11 protein-coding genes, 2 rRNA genes and 2 pseudogenes are annotated in these 18,139 nt (G+C 73.0%); 8 read left to right on the forward strand and 7 right to left on the reverse strand.

All coding sequences use genetic code 11. The features are described 5' to 3' along the window. The first annotated feature begins 25 nt into the window (after window positions 1-25). From BMX97_RS23815 to BMX97_RS23830, 4 genes are all read left to right on the forward strand, one after another. Window positions 26-1,483 (forward strand): aldehyde dehydrogenase family protein, encoded by a 1,458-nt coding sequence (locus tag BMX97_RS23815; RefSeq protein ID WP_091753700.1) that lies wholly within the window; start codon window positions 26-28, stop codon window positions 1,481-1,483. A gap of 137 nt (window positions 1,484-1,620) precedes the next feature. After that, window positions 1,621-2,949, forward strand: coding sequence for an NAD(P)/FAD-dependent oxidoreductase (locus tag BMX97_RS23820; protein ID WP_091753701.1), 1,329 nt, complete (start codon window positions 1,621-1,623; stop codon window positions 2,947-2,949). A gap of 124 nt (window positions 2,950-3,073) precedes the next feature. Next, window positions 3,074-3,883, forward strand: coding sequence for a GNAT family N-acetyltransferase (locus tag BMX97_RS23825; RefSeq protein ID WP_177202333.1), 810 nt, complete (start codon window positions 3,074-3,076; stop codon window positions 3,881-3,883). 173 nt (window positions 3,884-4,056) lie between these two features. Further along, window positions 4,057-4,719, forward strand: a complete 663-nt coding sequence (locus BMX97_RS23830; RefSeq protein WP_091753703.1) for an aspartate/glutamate racemase family protein — start codon at window positions 4,057-4,059, stop codon at window positions 4,717-4,719. A gap of 10 nt (window positions 4,720-4,729) precedes the next feature. Here the strand turns inward: BMX97_RS23830 and BMX97_RS23835 are convergent, their stop codons facing one another. The 3 genes from BMX97_RS23835 to BMX97_RS23845 all read right to left on the reverse strand — a co-directional run bounded on the left by BMX97_RS23835 (window position 4,730) and on the right by BMX97_RS23845 (window position 7,205). After that, window positions 4,730-5,593, reverse strand: a complete 864-nt coding sequence (locus BMX97_RS23835; RefSeq protein WP_091753704.1) for an amidohydrolase family protein — start codon at window positions 5,591-5,593, stop codon at window positions 4,730-4,732. A 13-nt stretch (window positions 5,594-5,606) separates the two neighbouring features. Then, window positions 5,607-6,029, reverse strand: coding sequence for an RbsD/FucU family protein (locus BMX97_RS23840; protein ID WP_091753705.1), 423 nt, complete (start codon window positions 6,027-6,029; stop codon window positions 5,607-5,609). Between the two features lie 144 nt (window positions 6,030-6,173). Next, on the reverse strand, window positions 6,174-7,205 hold the full coding sequence (locus BMX97_RS23845; RefSeq protein ID WP_091753706.1) for an aldo/keto reductase: 1,032 nt from the start codon (window positions 7,203-7,205) through the stop codon (window positions 6,174-6,176). Between the two features lie 681 nt (window positions 7,206-7,886). Between BMX97_RS23845 and BMX97_RS34245 the strand changes: the two are divergent. Then, window positions 7,887-8,213: pseudogene (locus tag BMX97_RS34245) on the forward strand (CHASE domain-containing protein); the annotation flags it as partial. 125 nt (window positions 8,214-8,338) lie between these two features. Further along, window positions 8,339-10,108 (forward strand): annotated as a pseudogene (locus BMX97_RS33900) (CHASE domain-containing protein); the annotation flags it as partial. A 120-nt stretch (window positions 10,109-10,228) separates the two neighbouring features. Here the strand turns inward: BMX97_RS33900 and BMX97_RS23855 are convergent. Next, window positions 10,229-12,538 carry a putative bifunctional diguanylate cyclase/phosphodiesterase gene (locus BMX97_RS23855; protein ID WP_091753721.1) on the reverse strand — a complete coding sequence of 770 codons (2,310 nt, stop codon included), beginning with the start codon at window positions 12,536-12,538 and terminating at the stop codon, window positions 10,229-10,231. 677 nt (window positions 12,539-13,215) lie between these two features. Here BMX97_RS23855 and BMX97_RS23860 point away from each other — a divergent pair. After that, complete coding sequence (locus BMX97_RS23860) at window positions 13,216-14,805, forward strand: gamma-glutamyltransferase (RefSeq protein WP_091753707.1); 1,590 nt, start codon at window positions 13,216-13,218, stop codon at window positions 14,803-14,805. 31 nt (window positions 14,806-14,836) lie between these two features. On the opposite strand, the gene BMX97_RS23865 is transcribed toward BMX97_RS23860, so the two are convergent. Then, window positions 14,837-16,270, reverse strand: coding sequence for a phosphohexomutase domain-containing protein (locus BMX97_RS23865; RefSeq protein WP_091753708.1), 1,434 nt, complete (start codon window positions 16,268-16,270; stop codon window positions 14,837-14,839). 301 nt (window positions 16,271-16,571) lie between these two features. On the opposite strand from BMX97_RS23865, the gene yghU reads away from it, so the two are divergent. Next, a complete protein-coding gene (gene yghU, locus BMX97_RS23870; RefSeq protein WP_091753709.1) occupies window positions 16,572-17,444 on the forward strand; it encodes a glutathione-dependent disulfide-bond oxidoreductase in 873 nt (290 codons plus the stop codon). Window positions 17,445-17,697: 253 nt separating this feature from the next. Here yghU and rrf read toward each other — a convergent pair. Both rrf and BMX97_RS23880 read right to left on the reverse strand, forming a co-directional pair. Continuing rightward, window positions 17,698-17,813, reverse strand: a 5S ribosomal RNA gene (gene rrf / locus BMX97_RS23875). Between the two features lie 119 nt (window positions 17,814-17,932). After that, window positions 17,933-18,139, reverse strand: a 23S ribosomal RNA gene (locus BMX97_RS23880); the annotation flags it as partial.

The following is an 18,139-nucleotide window of genomic DNA, read 5'->3' on the forward strand; positions in this document are numbered from 1 at the left end:
TTTGCCACCGAAAGGACCGCCTGCCATGACCGATCCCATCCGGCACCTCGCCGAGGCCGGCCGCCTCGACCGGTTCTACGTCGACGGCGCCTGGCGCGAGGGCGCGGGCGCGGAGCGCGTCGCCGTCGTGTCCCCGGCGAGCGAGACGGTGATCGCCCAGATCGCCCTGGGGACCGAGGCCGACGTCGCGCACGCGGTCGCCGCCGCCCGGCGCGCCTTCCCGGCCTGGTCGCGCACGGCGCCCGCCGAGCGCGCGGCGCTGCTCGACCGCGTCCACGGCCTCGTGATCGCGCGGCTCGAAGCGTTCGCGCAGGCGTTGAGCGCCGAGATGGGCGCGCCCATCACCTATGCCCGAGAGGCCCAGGTGCCGCTCGCCGCCGCCCATATCCGGGTCGCGCGCGATCTCCTGGCGACCTTCCCGTTCCTGTCGCGGCGCGGCACCACCGCCATCGCCCGCGAGGCCATCGGCGTGTGCGGCCTCATCACGCCGTGGAACTGGCCGCTCTACCAGATCACCGCCAAGGTGGCCCCGGCCCTGGCGGCGGGCTGCACCGTGGTCCTCAAGCCGAGCGAGCTCTCGCCCCTGAGCGCGCTCCTGTTCGCCGAGGTGATGGACGAGGCCGGCTGCCCGGCCGGCGTGTTCAACCTCGTCAACGGCACCGGGCCGGTGGTCGGGGAGGGGCTCTCCACCCATCCGGAGGTCGACATGATCTCGATCACCGGGTCGACGCGGGCCGGCGTGCTGGTGGCGCAAGCCGCGGCGCCGACGGTCAAGCGCGTGGCGCAGGAGCTCGGCGGCAAGTCGCCCAACGTCGTGCTCCCGGATGCCGACCTCGCCCGCTGCATCCCCCTCGGCATCGCCGCGGCGATGCGCAACCTCGGGCAATCCTGCAGCGCCCCGACCCGGATGCTGGTGCCCCGCGCCCGTCTCGCCGAGGTCGAGGCCCTGGCGCGCACGACCGTCGCCGGGTTCGTCGTCGGCGATCCGCGGCACGAGGCGACGACCCACGGGGCGATCGCCAACCGGGCGCAGTACGACCGCATCCAGCGGATGATCGCGATCGGCATCGAGGAGGGCGCCAAGCTCGTCGCCGGCGGGACGGGGCGGCCCGACGGCCTGACGACCGGCCTCTACGCCCGGCCGACCGTTTTCTCCGAGGTGCGCCGCGACATGGCGATCGCCCAGGAGGAGATCTTCGGGCCGGTCCTGGCGATCCTGCCCTATGACGGCGTCGAGGAGGCGGTGGAGATCGCCAACGACACGATCTACGGGCTGGGCGCCCACGTCCAGGGCACCGACATGGTGCAGGTGCGGGCGGTGGCGGGCCGCATCCGCGCCGGGCAGGTCCACCTCAACGTCCCGGCCTGGGACCCGGAGGCGCCGTTCGGCGGCTACAAGCGCTCGGGCAACGGCCGGGAATACGGCCGCGAGGGCCTGGAGGAGTACCTCGAGACCAAGGCGATCCTCGGCTACTACGACTGAGCCCGGGGCCGGCCCGCCGGACGATACCGGCGGCCGGCCCGCGCCACGCAGCAGAAAATGCCGGCCCGTCCGGCCACTCCGGCACACCCGGATCGAGGGGCCCGGCTAGGCTGTCCCGGATGTAAGGGAGCCCACGGATGCCAGCACCTCTCCTCCATATCGACACGACGCCGGAGCTGCCGGCCGCCGCCGACGTCGTGGTGATCGGCGGCGGGGTCGTGGGCACGTTCACGGCCTACTACCTCGCGCGCCGGGGCGTCAGCGTCGCGCTCGTCGAGAAGGGCCGGATCGGGGCCGAGCAGTCGAGCCGCAACTGGGGCTGGTGCCGCCAGCAGAACCGCGACGCCCGCGAATTGCCGATGGCGACCAAGGCCCTCGACCTGTGGGACCGGCTCGCGGCCGAGATCGGCGAGGATCCGGGCTTCCGGCGCTGCGGCCTGCTCTACCTCAGCAACGACGAGGCCGAGATCGCCCGCTGGGCCAAGTGGCGCGATTTCGCCGCCGGCGAGGGCGTCGTCACCCACGTGCTCGGCGCCGCCGAGGCGCGCGAGCACGGCCGGGCCACCGGCCGGGAGTGGAAGGGCGGGGTGTTCTCGCCCACCGACGGCATCGCCGACACCTCCCGGGCGGTGCCGATCGCCGCGCGCGGCGTGATGAAGGCCGGCGGCAGCGTGCACCAGTTCTGCGCCGCCCGCGGCCTCGAGCTCGAGGGCGGCCGCGTCAGCGGGGTCGTGACCGAGAAGGGCACGATCCGCACGAAGGTGGCGGTGATGGCCGGCGGCGCCTGGGCGTCGTCGTTCTGCCGCCAGCTCGGCATCCGCTTCCCGCAGGCGGCGGTGCGCCAGTCGATCATGGCGGTCGGCCCCAACGTCGCCGGCCTGCCGGACGCGCTCTACACCGCGGGCGTCTCGCTCACCCGCCGCGGCGAGAGCGGCGGCTACAACCTGGCGATCAGCGGGCGCGCCCGGGTCGATCCCACGCCGCAGCAGATCCTGTTCGCGCGCGAGTTCGTGCCGATGTTCGCCAAGCGCTGGCGCGTCCTCCTGCCGGGTGGCGCCGAGGCGTGGCGCAGCGGCCACGAGACCGCGAAGCGCTGGGCCCTCGACAAGCCGACGCCGATGGAGCGCATGCGCATCCTCGATCCGAAACCCGACGCGCGCCTCGTCGCCGAGACCCACCGGCGCGCCCTCGCGCTGCTGCCGGCCCTGCGCGACACCGCGATCACCGCGTCCTGGGCCGGCTACGTCGACTCGACGCCCGACGGCGTACCGGGGATCGGCGAGGTCACGGGCGTGCCCGGCCTCGTCCTGGCGGCGGGTTTCTCCGGCCACGGCTTCGGCATCGGCCCAGGTGCCGGCCACCTCATTGCCGACATCGTCACCGGCGCCGAGCCGCTGGTCGATCCGCGCCCCTACCATCCCGACCGCTTCCACGCCTCGGCCTGGGGCAAGGTCGCGGAGTTCTGACGCCCCGATCGCGGCCCCGCCGCCGCGTCCCCGATTTCGTTCGATCCACGCGGTCCGCCTCCGTGCGACGGCCGCCCCCGAGGAGTTCCGGCTCGCCATGACGGCTACGACTGAGATTCGCTCCATGATGGAGCAGGACCTGGAGCGGGGTCACGCCCTGTCCCAGGCGGTGCGCTGGCCCCACCAGCTCGAGGACTGGCGGCTGTTCCATGCCGTCGGCCGGGGCCTGGTCGCCACCGAGGACGGCGCGATCACCGGCTGCGCGATGTCGTGGCTCTACGGCGAGCGCCTGGCGACGATCGGCATGGTGATCGTCGATCCCGCCCTGCAGGGCCGCGGGACCGGCAAGCGGCTGATGAGCGACCTGATCGCGCGGGCCGGCGCGCGGGCGATCCGGCTGACGGCGACCGCGGCGGGCCGCCCGCTCTACGAGCGGCTCGGCTTCGTCGTCACCGGATCGATCACGCAGCACCAGGGCCAGGCCGATGCGGGCGCGGCGGTGGCCGACGACCGCGTGCGTCCGGCCGCGGAGGCGGACTGGGCCGCGATCGGGGCGCTCGACGCCGCGGCCACCGGCGGCGACCGCACGGCGCTCCTGCACGCTCTCCGGGAGCAGGGCCGGACCGCCGTGCTGGAGCGCGACGGCCGGATCGTCGGCTTCTCGGTCTGCCGGCCCTTCGGCCGCGGCCACGTCGTCGGCCCGATCGTCGCCGCGTCGGACGACGACGCGGTCGCCCTCGCCTCGGTCCACGTGCGGGACCATGCCGGGGCGTTCCTGCGCGTCGACACCCGTCGCGACGACGGCCCCTTCGCCGAGTTCCTGTCGGCCTCGGGGCTGGTCAACGTCGATCGCAGCGTCGAGATGACCCGGGGCGAGGATGAACGCGGCGGGCCCGTGCAGGTCTACGGCCTGGCGAGCCAGGCCCTGGGCTGAGTGGATCCGAAGCCTCGGCCTGCCGAGGCTTCGTCCGCGTGGGTCCGTCGATCGGCGGCAGGCGCTTCGCGGCTCACGGTGCCGCACGATCGCGCGCTGGCCCCGCCGGCGCGGATCGCCGACACTCGCCCGGCCGGCACGAGGCCGAAGCAATCCCGGTGAGGACCACCCCCATGCGACGCATCGTCTGCCTGCACACCATCGACGGCAACGTCGACGTGTTCGAGGCCGCCCTGACGAAGACGGGCTTTCGCGACGTGGCGCTGAGCCACGCGGTCCGTCCCGATCTCCTCGCCGGGGCGGAGCGGGCCGGGCACCTCACCGCCGAGATCCGCGCCGAGACGGCCGCGATCCTGCGGGGGCTGTGCGCCGGTGCCGACGCCGTCCTCCTGACCTGCTCGACCCTGGGCCCGGCGGTCGAGGAGGCCGGGCGGGACGCGCCGGTGCCGGTCATGCGGGTCGACGCCGCTCTGGCCGCCGAGGCGGTCGCGGGCGGCGGCAGGATCGCCGTGCTGTGCGCGGTCGAGACCACCCTGGAGCCGACGCGGGTGCTGTTCGAGGCGGCGGCCCGGGGGACTGGGGCCGAGATCGCGATGCACCTCGTGCCCGGAGCCTGGGCGGCGCTCAAGGCCGGGGACCGGGACCTCTATCTGGCGACGGTCGCCGACGCCGTCAGGGACGCGCGGCGGGCCGGAGCCGCCCGCGTCGCGCTGGCCCAGGCGTCGATGGCCTCGGCGGGCGAGCGGCTCGCCCCGGAGGAGCGCCCGCTCGACAGTCCGAGGTCCGGGCTCGCCGCGGCGGTCGCCGCGGCGGTCGCCGCCATGGGCGGGGCGTGATCGCCCCGCCTCACGTCGCCCCTCCGGCGGATCGTCGGTCCGGGAGCGCGTAGACGCGCATCGCGTTGCCGCCGAAGATCTTGGCCATCGCCGCGGGGCCGAAGCGGGTGCCCAGCAGCGCCCGGGCCGCGTGGGCGACCTCGCCGTAGGTCGCCGCCAGGGTCGCCACCGGCCAGTCCGAGCCGAACAGCAGGCGGTCCTCGCCGAAGCACGCGGCCGCGTGATCGACGTAGGGCGCGAGATCGGCGAGCGACCAGTCCGCCGCCGCCTCCGTCACCAGGCCCGACACCTTGCAGGAGACGCCCGGGAACGCCGCCAGGGCGGCGAGGCCGTCCCGCCAGGGATCGAGGGTGCCGGTCGCGACCGGGGGCTTGGCCAGGTGGTCGACCACGGCGCGCAGGGCGGGCACCCGGGCCAGGGCCTCGGCGACGTGCGGCAGGTGGCGCGGGAAGACGAGGATGTCGAAGGCGAGCCCGCTCTCCGCCACGCGCCGCAGGTTGTCGAGGACGCGCGGCCGCAGGATGAAGCGGTCGTCGTCGTGATCCTGCAGCATCGGGCGCAGGCCCACGAGGAGCGGGTTCTTGCGATGATGCGCCAGCCGCTCCGGGAAGGCGTCGGACTCCATGTCGAGCCAGCCGACGACCCCGGCGACGAACTCGGTCCGGGCGCCGACCTCGAGCAGGAAATCGGTCTCGGCCTCGGTCTCTGCCGCCTGGTCCAGGATGGTGCGGCCGATGCCGGCCCGGCGCATGAGCGGCGCGAGGTCGTCCGGCATGAAGTCGCGCAGGAGGGGCGAGACGTGCTCGCCCATCCAGCCGTAATCGCCGCGCGCCACGCGCCAGAAGTGCTGGTGGCTGTCGATGACCCCGGTCACGGGTCGATCCCGCTCACGGGTAGATCACGCCCTTGCGCAGGAGGAAGTTGGCGTAGAGGCGCCGCTCGCCGCTGCGGATCACCGCGTAGGCGGTGCGGGTGCGGGCGTAGAACTCGGGGATCGGCATCTCGGTGATCGCGATCGACCGCCCCTCGGCGCGGTCGGCGCTCGCCTGGTAGCCGTCGTAGAGCGGGCGGGTCTCGGGCGGGGCCTGCATCACCGCCATCGGGCTCTCGACGAAGTCGTCGAGGGGCAGGAGCGACAGGATCGCGTCGAGGAGCGCCGGCGCCGTCGTGCCCGGCAGGTCCACCAGCCGCCGGGCGTTGCTCGCCGAGGGGAAGTTGGCGTCGGCGACGACGATCTCGTCGCCGTGGCCCATGTCGTCCAGGATCGCGAGGAGCTGTCCGTTGAGCAGCGGGTCGATGGTCTTCAGCATGGCGTTTCCTCGTGCCCGTTCCGTCGCGGGCCGGCATGACGCCGTCGTCACTTGGTCCGGCGGATGTCGTCACGGCGCCAGGTTAGTCTGCGCCGCCGAGCCGGGCAACGCGACCGCCGGCCCGGTCCCCGGGCGGGAGGGGCCTTACGGCGCGGCGATCAACCCCTTGTTCTCCAGGCTCCGCCACAGCCCGTCGGGGATCGGTTGCTCGAACCACGCCACGGCCTGGCGCAGCTCCGCCGCGCTCCTGGCGCCGACGACCACGTTGGCGGTGGCCGGATGGCGCAGCGGGAACTGGATCGCGGCCGCCGGCCGGGGCACGCCGAACGCCCGGCATTCCGCCTCCAGCGCCTCGGCCTTGGCGAGGATCGCGGGTGGCGCGTCGACGTAGTCGTACGTTCTGCGGCCCGAGCCGGTGGCGGCGAGGATGCCGGAGTTGAGAACCCCGCCCATCACCAGGGCGACGTCCCGGGCGAGCGCCTTGGGCAGCAGCGCCTGCGCCGCCGAGCCGTCGAGGAGGGTGTAGCGGCCGGCGAGCAGGCAGACGTCGAGGTCGGCCTCCTCCATCGCCTCGACGATCGCCCCGGTCTCGTTGACGCCGAGGCCGAACCCGGCGATCAGCCCGGCCGCGCGCAGCTCCGCGAGGGCCCGGAAGCCGCCGCCCCGGGTGAGCGCGTTCCAGTGATGCGCATGCGCCTCGCCGTGAGTGACGCGGCCGATGTCGTGGACGAACAGGAGGTCGAGCTTCGACAGGCCGGTGCGCTGGCGGGAATCGTCGTAGGAGCGCAGGATCGCGTCGTAGGAATAGTCGAAGATCTCCCGGAACGAGAGGCCGTTGTGCCAGCCGGAATCGAATGCGTTGCGGGCCGCCTCCGGCGGCAGCGGCCGTCCGGGACGCTCGACGCCCATCAGCCGTCCGACCTTGGTCGAGACGACGAGCCCGGCCGGATCCTCCTCGCGCAGGCGCTCGCCGACGAGGTGCTCGGCGCGTCCGAGCCCGTACATCGGCGCCGTGTCGACGTGGCGGATGCCCGCCGCGAGGGCCGCATCGATCGTGGCGCGGGCATCCGCCAGCGCCACCGGGGCATAGAGCCCGCCGAGCGGCGCGGTGCCGAGGCCGAGGGCCGTGAGCGCGAGGCCCGCCCGCTTGAGCGGGCGCATGTCCGACACCTTCATCGATCCGCCTCCCGGAATTTATCTATCTTATGAAGATGTTCCGATGATTCTCATGCCGCATCAACGACCACGCCCCGGGGCCGTCGATGCGGCCACGGCACACGACACTGGCCCTAGCCGAGTTCCCCGGCTCATCCTGGGCCAACCCCTTTCCCGGACGACTGCAGCGAAGCGGAAGGAGATCCGGGATCCAGCACGACAAGCCGCGAAGCGTCCGTGCGTCTGCAACGGTGCAGCATGCCGAGCCGCTTCGCGGCACATCCTGTGCTGGATCCCGGATCTTCTTCCGCTGACGCTCCAGTCGTCCGGGAAAGGGGGCGAGCCTTCTCGGAAAGCCCTCGGACGGCCGCCACGGTCTCAGTGTCGTGGACCGTGCGATGCGGCATCGGACATCTCGTTCTGGCGTCGGGTCCGGGCGCCCCGGCGCGTCCGGCTCCGCGAAACGGGTCCCGGTCGGTCGGATAGTGGACGGTGCGTCGTCCGCGGCTCGCTAAACCGCGTCGGCGTCGGCATCATGGGGCGGCCCGGCAGGTCCCAAGCCCTGCACGACGCGCCGTCCCACTTGCCCGGTCCCCGTCCTTGCACGACCCTTCCCTCCCGCAGGTCCACGACGAGACGCCGGCTCCTGCGCGACCGCCGGCACCGCGGGCGTGGCGCTGGATCCCGCACGCGATCCTCGCCGTGGGCCTGCTCGCCACGGGGCTGGGCACCGCCGCGACCTGGCGGGCGGCGACGACGCGGGACCGCCTGACCTTCCTGCACGCGACCGAGATCGAGCTGCGCTCGGTCGAGGATCAGTTCCGCACCTATGCCGCGCTCCTGCGCGGCGGCGCCGGCCTGTTCGCCGCCCACGGCGACGCCGTCACGCTGGCCGAGTTCCGGGCGTATGTCGACCGCATCGAGTTCCAGAGCCTGTATCCCGGCTTCCTCGGCATCGGCTTCACCCCGACCCTGCCGGCCGCCGAGCGCGAGCGGTTCGCCGCGAGGGCCGAGGCTTTGGGCGTGCCGGGCTTTCGCGTCCGCCCGTCGACCGACAACCCGCTGATCAGCCCGGTCCTGTTCGCCGAGCCGCCGAACCCGCGCAACCAGGCCGCCATCGGCTACGACGTGATGTCCGACCCGGTCCCCGGCGCGACATGGTCGAGCGGGCCCGCGACAGCGGCCAGCCGGCCGCCTCGGCGCGCATCCAGCTCGTGCAGGAGATCGACGCGAACAAGCAGGCGGGCTTCCTCGTCGCCATGCCGGTCTATGCCGGCGGCGGCGTGCCCTCCGATCTCGCCGAGCGCCGCCGCCGCTTCCTCGGCTTCGTCTTCGGCGCGTTCCGGGCCAACGACCTGTTCAACAGCATCGTGGCGGCCAGGGCCGAGGAGGACGCGGCCTTCGCGATCTACGATGGTGCCCCGGACGAAGCGACGCTGCTGCACCGGTCCGCGCGCGCCACGGACGCCGTGGCGGGACGGCTGACGCGCGAGGCGACGCTGCAGCTCGGCGGCCGCACCTGGACGGTGAGATTCGAGCAGCGTCTCTCCCCGCGGCGCGCCTCGGCCCTGTCGGAGGTCTGGCTGATCGGCGGCGGCGGCCTGCTCGCCACCGCGCTCCTCGGCTTCGCCGCGTTCCGCCAGCGCCGCACGCAGGACGAGATCCGCCGCCTCAACGCCTCGCTGGAGGCCCGGGTCCAGGACCGGACGCGGGACCTGCGGGAGGCGGCCGACCGCCTGCGCCAGGCCGGCGAGGAGCGCGCCCGTATGGAGGAGGTGCTGCGCCAGTCGCAGAAGATGGAGGCGGTGGGCCAGCTCACCGGCGGGCTCGCCCACGACTTCAACAACCTGCTGGCGGCGATCTCGGGCTCGCTGGAGCTGATCGAGGCCCGCATCGCCCAGGGCCGCTCCAAGGACGTGGCGAAATACATCGCCGCCGCGCAGGGGGCCTCGAAGCGGGCGGCGGCGCTGACCCATCGCCTCCTCGCCTTCTCGCGCCGCCAGACGCTGGCGCCCCGGGCCGTCGACGTGAACCGGCTGGTGGACGGGATGCTCGACCTGGTCCAGCGCACCGTTGGCCCGGGCATCGACGTACGGCATGCGGGGGCGGACGACCTCTGGCCCGCGCTGGTCGACCCCTCGCAGCTCGAGAACTCGCTCCTGAACCTGTGCATCAACGCCCGGGACGCGATGCCGGACGGCGGCCGGATCGTGATCGAGACCCAGAACCGCTGGATCGACCGCCGCCAGGCCGAGGCGCAGGACATGCCGGAGGGGCAGTACCTGTCCCTGTGCGTGTCGGATATCGGCGCCGGCATGCCGCCCGAGGTCGTCGCCCGGGCGTTCGACCCGTTCTTCACCACCAAGCCGATGGGCGAGGGGACCGGGCTCGGCCTGTCGATGATCTACGGCTTCGCCAAGCAGTCGGGCGGGCAGGTGCGGATCGCCTCCGAGATCGGCGCCGGCACGACGGTGTGCCTCTACCTGCCGCGGCATTGCGGCGAGGCCGACGGGGACGGATCCGTCCCCGAGCGGCGCCCGATGGCCCCGGCCGTGGCCGGCGAGACCGTGCTGATCGTCGACGACGAGCCGACCCTGCGGATGCTCGTGACCGACGTCCTGAGCGAACTCGGCTACACCGCGGTCGAGGCCACCGACGGGGCCGGCGGCCTGCGGGTGCTCCAGTCGGACGCGCGCGTCGACCTGCTGGTGACCGACGTGGGCCTGCCCGGCGGCATGAACGGGCGCCAGCTGGCGGACGCCGCCCGGGCGAGCCGGCCGGGCCTAAAGGTCCTGTTCATCACCGGCTTCGCCGAGACCGCCCTGTTCGACAACGACCGGATCGAGCCCGGCATGGCGGTGCTGACGAAGCCGTTCGCGGTCGACGTGCTCGCGGCGCGCATCCGCGAGATGATCGCGCTCTGACGACGTCGCGGATGCGTCCGCTGCGAGCGCCCGTCGCCGGGGCGGATTCCGGGACGGGGACGGCACGGGAGCCCGGATCCCGCCTCGTCCCGAATCCTCCCCGGCGGCGAACCGCTCCGGTCAGGAGGCGCGGGCGAGCGGCAGGGCCGGGCGGGCGGCGGGCGGGTCGCCCTCGCGCGGCGGAAGGCCGCCGCCCTCGATCCGCGCGACGAGGGCCGCGACCTCGGAAGCCGGCCGCGCCGGGCTGTAGAGGAAGCCCTGCGCGACGTCGCAGCGCTTGTCCCGCAGGACGTCGAGCTGCTGGCGGGTCTCGACGCCCTCGACCGTCACCGTCATCGACAGGGCCCGCGCCATCCGGGCGATGGCCTCGACCACGGCGACCTTCTCGGGCCGGCCCTGCAGGTCGCGCACGAAGGAGCGGTCGACCTTCACCTTGTCGAACGGGAACTCGGTCAGGTAGCTCAGGGACGAGTACCCGGTGCCGAAATCGTCGAGCGCGATGCGCACGCCCTGGGCGCGCAGGCGGTTCAGGTTCTCCAGCACCTCCGCCCCGTGGTCGAGGAGCACCGATTCCGTGATCTCGATCTCGAGGAGGTCGGGCCGCAGCCCGGTCTCGCGCAGCACCGTGGCGACCTCCTCGTGGAAGCCCGGCATGCGCACGTGGATGGACGAGATGTTGACCGCGACCCGCAAGCCGTCCCAGGCGAGGGCGTCGGCGCAGGCGCGCCGGAGCGCCCAGCGGCCGATCTCGACGATGAAGCCGGTGGCTTCGGCGACCGGGATGACCTCGCCCGGCGAGACCCAACCGTGCCCCGGCTTGTTCCAGCGCAGCAGCGCTTCGAAGCCCGCGACGCGCCCGCTGCGCAGGTCGACCAGCGGCTGGTAATGCAGCTCCATCGCGTCGGCGGCGAGCGCCTCCCGCATGTCGAGGTCGAGCTGGCGGTGGTGCTGGGCCTTCTCCTCGAGCGCCGGATCGAAGGTCCGCCAGCAGCCCTTGCCGTCGGCCTTGGCGGCGTAGAGGGCGAGGTCGGCGCGCAGGAGGAGGCTCGAGGCGTCGAGCGCGTCATCGGGCACGGCGGCGATGCCGACGCTGACGCCGACCTCCAGCAGCGCCTCGTCGATCCGGTACGGGCGACGCAGCTCGGCCACGATCCGCGAGGCCAGCGCCTCCGACCCGGCGCGCTCCGCGTCGCGGACGATCACCGCGAACTCGTCGCCGCCGAGGCGGAACGCGCCGTGCGGGCCGCAGACGGCGAGCAGGCGCGCCGCCACCGCCTTCAGGAGCCGGTCGCCGACGAGGTGGCCGCAGGTGTCGTTGACGGCCTTGAAGCCGTCGAGGTCGAGGTAGAACAGGGCGGAGCGGGGCTCGGCGGCGCCGGCCTCGCGACAGACATCCTCGAGCGCGCCCTGGAAGCTGGTCCGGTTGGGCAGTCCCGTCAGGGCGTCGTGGCCGGCCAGGAAGGCGATGCGGGCCTGCGCCGCCCGGCTCGCGGTCACGTCGGAGCCGACGCCGCGATAGCCGAGGAAAGTGCCCTGCCGATCGAAGGCGGGTTTTCCGTTGAGCGTCCACCAGCGCGTCCCCTGCGCGGTGCGAAGGCTGACCGTGAGGTCCCTGAACGGCAGCCGGGCCTGGACGGCGGCGATGACCGCCTCGACGTCCCCGCGCGCCGCCCCCTCGGCCGCAAACTCGCGCAGGACCGCCAGGACGTTGAGATCCTCGGCCTCCAGGTCCTCGCGGTCCCGGCCGAGCAGGCCGGCGAAGCGGCGGCGGGAATGGTGCAGGCGCCCGGTCCCGTCCGTCTCCCAGAGCCAGTCGCTCGCGCCCTCCTCGAAATCCTTCAGCAGCAGGCCGATGGTCTCGCTCTGCTCCTGCACCACCGCCCGGTCCCACAGGCGCTGGTACGACAGCCGGCACATGCGGCGCGCGCTGAGGAACACGAACGCCGCGTAGACCGCGAGCAGGATCGCGATGTACTGGCCCACCGGCGCCTCGCAGCCGATCAGGCCGACGAACAAGCCGGCGACCACGGGCGCGGCGAGCAGGAACGCGACGCCGAAGATCGGGCCGACGACGTAGGCGTCCGACACGAGTCCGGCGCAGACCGCCACCAGGATGACCCGGTAGGCGTTGTCCATGCCCGGCAGCAGCACCGCCGGCATGCTGGCCCAGGACAGGCCGAGTGCGAAGGCGAGCAGCTTCGAGACGGCGAAGCCCCGCCGCACCGCGTGCTCGCTCGCCCCGGCTCCGAAGGTGCCGCGATAGCGCCGGGCCGCCGCCACCGTGAGGGCGCACAGGAGGATCACCGCCCCGGCCAGGCCCAGCAGATAGGCATGGGCGGCGATGTCCCAGAACATGTAGGCGAGCGCTACCGCCACCGCGGCCTGGGTGACGGCGGAGTAGTTCGCGAGCTGCAGCGTCTCGCCGAGCATCGCCACGCGGGTCTCGTGGCGAAGTCGGTGATTGCCCGAGCCGGAGGCGTCGTCGACCCGGCGGTCTGGGCGGGCGAGAGCAGCCGCAGGGGACGTGTCGGTGGGGCTCACGGCATGGCGTCCGTTCGAAGCGACGGCCCGGCGCCGTCGCGCCGAGGCCGGTCGGGGAGGAGCCCGGGCATGTCGGCGGGCACCGGTCCGCCTCGACGGCGAGCGTCGCACGCATGCGAGCTGGAACGTCCGATCCCACACCGCATCCGACACCTCCCGCCCGACGAGACCCCACGTCTCACCGTCGGCGAGGATGGACTTGATGGCCTAACACGCGTTCAAACCGAATCGTGAAAAGTCGAGGTATCCGACGCTTTTCGCGGTGTTTCCGGTCATTTCGCCGGTCAGTGGCGGGCGTTCGACGACGTTTGAAAGATTTTATTCCTTTTCACGGCGCCGACCCCGCACGTTCGGCCCTCCTGCGCCGGACGATCGAGCACTCCGGTCCATGCGCTAAACCGGTCGACCAGCCCGGCGGCGCGTCCTCGCCGGCCCACTCTTGCCCCAGCGCTCTTGCCCCAGCGCTCTTGCCCCAGCGCTCTTGCCCAAGCACCCCGCACCCTCCCTTGGCCCGATGCGTGCGAGCCGCCACACTGCTACGCCGCGGGGAAGGCCAGGGGACACGGATGCCGGTTCACGATCACGCACCCTACCGGACCCAGAACTGGGTCCTGACGAAGCCGGTCGCGTCGGGCCGGCACGGGCTCGTCGTCGCCCAGAACCGGGAGGCCGCCGAGGCCGGGGCCGCGATCCTGGCGGCGGGCGGCAACGCCGCCGATGCCGCGGTCGCCACCGCCTTCGCCCTCGCGGCGGTCGAGCCGTGGAACAGCGGGCTCGGGGGCATCGGCTTCGCCCTCGTGCTGCCGCCCGGCGCGACCCGGGCGACGGTCGTCGATTTCGGGCCGGTCTCGAGCCGCAACGCCCGGGCCGAGGATTATCCGCTCACGGGCCGGACGAAGCGCGACCTGTTCACCTGGCCGGAGGTCGAGGGCGACCGCAACGTCCACGGTCCGCTCTCGTTCTGCATCCCGTCGGCGGTCGCGGGCTACGGGCAGCTGCACGACGCGTTCGGGACCGGCGGCCCGGTGGCCGCCCTCCTCGCGCCGGCCCTGCGGCTCGCGCGCCGGGGGCTCGCCCAGGACTGGTTCACCACGCTCAAGATCGCCGCCTCGGCCTCGGTGCTGCGGCTCTACGAGGAGAGCGCCCGGCTCTACCTGCCGGGCGGGCTGCCGCCGGTGGCGCCCTACCAGGGCACGCCCGGCTTCCTGCCCCTGGGGCGCCTCGCCGACACGCTGGAGCGGCTGGCGGAGGCGGGCCTGCGGGATTTCTACGAGGGCGCGGTCGCCGCCGATCTCGTCGCCGACGTCGCGGCGCTCGGCGGCGTCCTCGACCGGGAGGACATGGCCGGCTACCGGGCGGTGCTGCGCGAGGCACCCACGATCGCCTGGCGCGGCGACCATCTCGTCCACACGGCCGGCGGCCTGACCGCCGCGCCGACGCTGGCCGAGGTCGTGTCCGGGATGGCGCCGGTCCCCTGCTCGCCGGGCGGCCCAGACGCGGCCTGGTTCGCGAGCCTCTCGAGCGTCATGCGGGAGGCCTACGGCCGGCGCCTGGCCGGACTGGGCGCCGCCACCGAGCCCGGCGACACCTGCACCACCCACCTCACCGTCGTGGACCGGGACGGCATGATGGTGTCTATGACGTCGACCCTCCTGTCCTCGATGGGGAGCCGGGTCGTCCTGCCGCGGACCGGCATCCTGATGAACAACGGGATGATGTGGTTCGATCCGCGGCCCGGCAGCGCCAACCCGATCGCGCCCGGAACGCGCCCGCTCTGCAACATGTGCCCGGTGATCGTGACGCCGCGCGGCGGGGAGGGGCCCCGGCTCGCGGGCGGCGCCTCCGGCGGCCGGCGCATCCTGGCGAGCGTCTACCAGACCCTCGCCTTCCTGCTCGATTTCGGGATGGATCCGGGGATGGCGGCCCATCTTCCGCGCATCGACGTGTCGGGCCCGGAGGGGACGAGCGCGGATCTTCGGCTGACGCCGGCGATCCGCGACGCCCTCGCCGCCGCGGGGCCCGTCGAGCTCGTCGAGCACGGCGTGATCCCGATCAACTTCGCCTGCCCCAACCTGATCCGGCTCGACGGCGACGTCGCGACCGGGTGCAGCGACGTCGCCTCGCCGTGGTCCGCCGCCGTGGCGGTCCCGGGATAGGGGCGGACCCCTATCCCCGTGACGGACCGGGTCAGGCCGTCCGGCCCATCGCGGCGGCCGCGGCGGCGAGGCCCCACCGCACCAGTTCCTCGGCGTCGCGGGCCGACTTCGCCTCGGCGTAGCAGCGCAGCTCGGGGGCGTTGCCCGAGGCGCGGAAATGGATCGACCGGTCGCCGTCGAGCCCGATCCGGACCCCGTCCTGCTCGTCGACGCCGTGCGGCTGACCGACGGGGCGGAGGAAGTCGCGGCGGAACGCCTCCTCCGCGAGCTTGCGCAGGAACGCCCCGCTCCGCTCGGAGGGCGTATCGGGGAGACGGTCGCTCGCCGTCTCGCCCACGTCGAGCGCGGCCACGAGGTCGGCCAGCGGCGTGCCGGCCTCCCGGGCCGCCGCCAGGGTCGCGAGGATCGGCAGCACCGCGTCGCGGGTCGGCAGGGCCGGGAGGACCTTGCCGCCGGCCTCGGCGCCGATCGGGCTGTCCGACCCGGCGAGGAAGCCGCCATTGGCCTCGAAGCCGCAGACGATCCTCGCCCCGTCCCGCGCCGCCCGTTCCATGCCGGCGATCACGAAGGGCGAGCCGACCCGGGTGCGCAGCACGCGCCGGAAGCCGCCCGCGCGCTCGATGGCCGAGCCGGCCGTCACCGGCACCACGACGGCGTCGGCGCCGAGATACCGGGCGGTGATCAGGCCGAGGACGTCGCCGCGCAGGATGCGGCCGCTTGCATCGGCGACGAGGGGGCGGTCGGCGTCGCCGTCGGTGGTGACGAGCGCATCGAACGCGCCGGAGGCCATGGCCTCGCGGATGAACGCGACGTCCTGCGGGCGATGGGCCTCGGTGTCGATCGGCACGAACGTCTCGGACCGGCCGATCGCCACGGCGTCCGCGCCGAGCGCCGACAGCACGTCGACGAGGACATCGCGGGCGACCGAGCTCTGCTGGTAGACCGCGATCGTGAGGCCGGCCAGGATGTCCGGGGCGAAGACGTCGAGGTAGCGGCGGCGGTAGCGCGCGATCGCGTCCGGCTCCGGCTCGGCCGGGACGGCCGGGGGGAGGGGCGCCGGATCGGCGATGTCGCCGAGGGCGCCCAGGATGGCGGCCTCGTCGGCCTTGGTGATCTCGCCGTCGGGGCGGTAGAACTTCAGGCCGTTGCGGTCGTCCGGGATGTGGCTGCCGGTGACCATGACGGCGAGGCTGCCGCGCCGCGCCGCCTCGAGCGCGAGGGCCGGGGTCGGCAGCGGGCCGCAATCGATGGCGGTCAGGCCGGCCGCGGCCGCCGCGGTGGCGACCGTGGCGGCGATTCCCGCGCTGCTGGCGCGCAAATCGCGCCCGATCACCACCTCGCGGCGCATGCCCGGCTCGGCGCCGACGGAGGCGAAGAACGCGGCGGCATAGGCGAAGCTGGGCCGCCCGGTCAGGTCCGTCACCAGGCCGCGCAGCCCGGAGGTGCCGAATTTCAAACTGTTCATCGGGCAATGCTCTTCGAAACCGGTCGGACGCAAATCCACCGGGCGCTCGTGGCGCCCGGACGCGGGTCCGCCGGGGGACGGCGTCCGGGTCGAGAAAACACAATGCCGGGAGGGGGACAATAGGCCCCGGGGAGCGCTCGATCGGGCACGGCCGATTCTGGTTCGCACGGTCCCGGACGCGTCAGCCGCCCGGTCCGCACCTCGATGCGCGTCTCTGGCGCCCGAAATCTCGGAGCAGAACCCCTCTCCCCGAGCCGGTGGCGTGCCTATCTGTTGCCTCGCAACACCGGAGAGAGCGCCCATGAGCGAGCGAGCCGATTACGTGCCACCGAAGGTCTGGACCTGGGACAAGGAGAGCGGCGGCCGCTTCGCCAGCATCAACCGACCGATCGCGGGAGCGACCCACGAGAAGCCGCTGCCCGTTGGCAAGAACCCGCTCCAGCTCTACTCGCTCGGCACGCCGAACGGCCAGAAAGTCACGATCCTGCTGGAGGAGTTGCTGGCGCTCGGCCATGCCGGCGCCGAGTACGACGCCTGGCTCATCCGCATCGGCGACGGCGACCAGTTCGGCTCCGGCTTCGTCGAGGCCAACCCGAACTCGAAGATCCCCGCCCTCGTCGACCGCAGCGGCGCCGCGCCGGTCCGGGTGTTCGAGTCGGGCGCCATCCTGACCTATCTCGCCGAGAAGTTCGGCGCCTTCCTGCCGACCGAGCCGGCGGCGCGGGCCGAGACGCTGTCGTGGCTGTTCTGGCAGATGGGCTCGGCGCCCTTCCTCGGCGGCGGCTTCGGGCACTTCTACGCTTACGCGCCGACGAAGTTCGAGTATCCGATCAACCGTTACGCGATGGAGTCGAAGCGTCAGCTCGACGTGCTCGACCGGCGCCTGTCCGAGCACGAGTTCGTGGCGGGCGACGCCTACACGATCGCCGACATGGCAATCTGGCCCTGGTACGGCGGCGTGGTGAAGGGCTGGCTCTACGAGGCGGCCGAGTTCCTCGATGTCCAGAGCTATCGCAACGTCGTGCGCTGGGCCGACCAGATCTTGTCCCGGCCGGCGGTGCAGCGCGGGCGCAAGGTCAACCGCATCACCGGCGACCCGGCCGACCAGCTTCACGAGCGCCACGACGCAAGCGATTTCGACACGAAGACGCAGGACAAGATCGCCGGCGCCTGACGGCACCCATCGGATCGATCGATGCCGCACTCGATACTTTCACCTCCCTCGCCTAATCGGCGAGGGAGGTGCCAAGCTTCGGTCGATGCATTCCGGCCCAGGACCGGACACGCGGAAGGCGGGCTCAAGCGGATCCTCGCAACCGGTACCGAGAGCGCAAGAAGCTGACCGAACGCGACGAAGCCCGCCAGACTTACGCCTGGCGGGCTTCGTGGTTCGGATCGTGTCGAGGGAAGGTGTACGTGCTTGGCAGGTCTGGCGGTGACCGACTCTCCCGTGTCTTGAGACACAGTACCATGGGCGCTGGGGCGGTTAACGGCCGAGTTCGAGATGGGATCGGGTTCTGATCACCCCGCTCTGACCACCAGACCGGCCAAGCACGTCGCGTTCGGCAAGCATGTTTTTGCGAGTGGCAGCCGGATGGCTGGTTCTCACGTCTTCATCGTGTGTGGTTGTTCATGTGTCTGATCCGGACACGGATCATGAGAGCGATCAAGCCGATCGAGCGATTAGTACTGGTCAGCTCAGCGCGTTACCGCGCTTGCACATCCAGCCTATCCACGTGGTCGTCTTCCACGGCTCTCGAGGGAGTTCTCGTTTCAAGGGGGGTTTCCCGCTTAGATGCCTTCAGCGGTTATCCCGACCGAACATAGCTACCCTGCACTGCGGCTGGCGCCACAACAGGTCCACCAGAG

Origin of the sequence: Methylobacterium sp. ap11, from assembly GCF_900110515.1 — a bacterium.
Taxonomy (GTDB): Bacteria; Pseudomonadota; Alphaproteobacteria; order Rhizobiales; family Beijerinckiaceae; genus Methylobacterium; species Methylobacterium ajmalii.

What these genes read in the sequence shown, in the direction of transcription:
- BMX97_RS23815 (WP_091753700.1), top strand. Translation starts at nt 26, where the DNA reads ATGACCGATCCCATCCGGCACCTCGCCGAGGCCGGCCGCCTCGACCGG.
- BMX97_RS23820 (WP_091753701.1), top strand. Translation starts at nt 1,621, where the DNA reads ATGCCAGCACCTCTCCTCCATATCGACACGACGCCGGAGCTGCCGGCC.
- BMX97_RS23825 (WP_177202333.1), top strand. Translation starts at nt 3,074, where the DNA reads ATGATGGAGCAGGACCTGGAGCGGGGTCACGCCCTGTCCCAGGCGGTG.
- BMX97_RS23830 (WP_091753703.1), top strand. Translation starts at nt 4,057, where the DNA reads ATGCGACGCATCGTCTGCCTGCACACCATCGACGGCAACGTCGACGTG.
- BMX97_RS23840 (WP_091753705.1), bottom strand. Translation starts at nt 6,029, where the DNA reads ATGCTGAAGACCATCGACCCGCTGCTCAACGGACAGCTCCTCGCGATC.
- BMX97_RS23845 (WP_091753706.1), bottom strand. Translation starts at nt 7,205, where the DNA reads ATGAAGGTGTCGGACATGCGCCCGCTCAAGCGGGCGGGCCTCGCGCTC.
- BMX97_RS23855 (WP_091753721.1), bottom strand. Translation starts at nt 12,538, where the DNA reads ATGCTCGGCGAGACGCTGCAGCTCGCGAACTACTCCGCCGTCACCCAG.
- BMX97_RS23860 (WP_091753707.1), top strand. Translation starts at nt 13,216, where the DNA reads ATGCCGGTTCACGATCACGCACCCTACCGGACCCAGAACTGGGTCCTG.
- BMX97_RS23865 (WP_091753708.1), bottom strand. Translation starts at nt 16,270, where the DNA reads ATGAACAGTTTGAAATTCGGCACCTCCGGGCTGCGCGGCCTGGTGACG.
- yghU (WP_091753709.1), top strand. Translation starts at nt 16,572, where the DNA reads ATGAGCGAGCGAGCCGATTACGTGCCACCGAAGGTCTGGACCTGGGAC.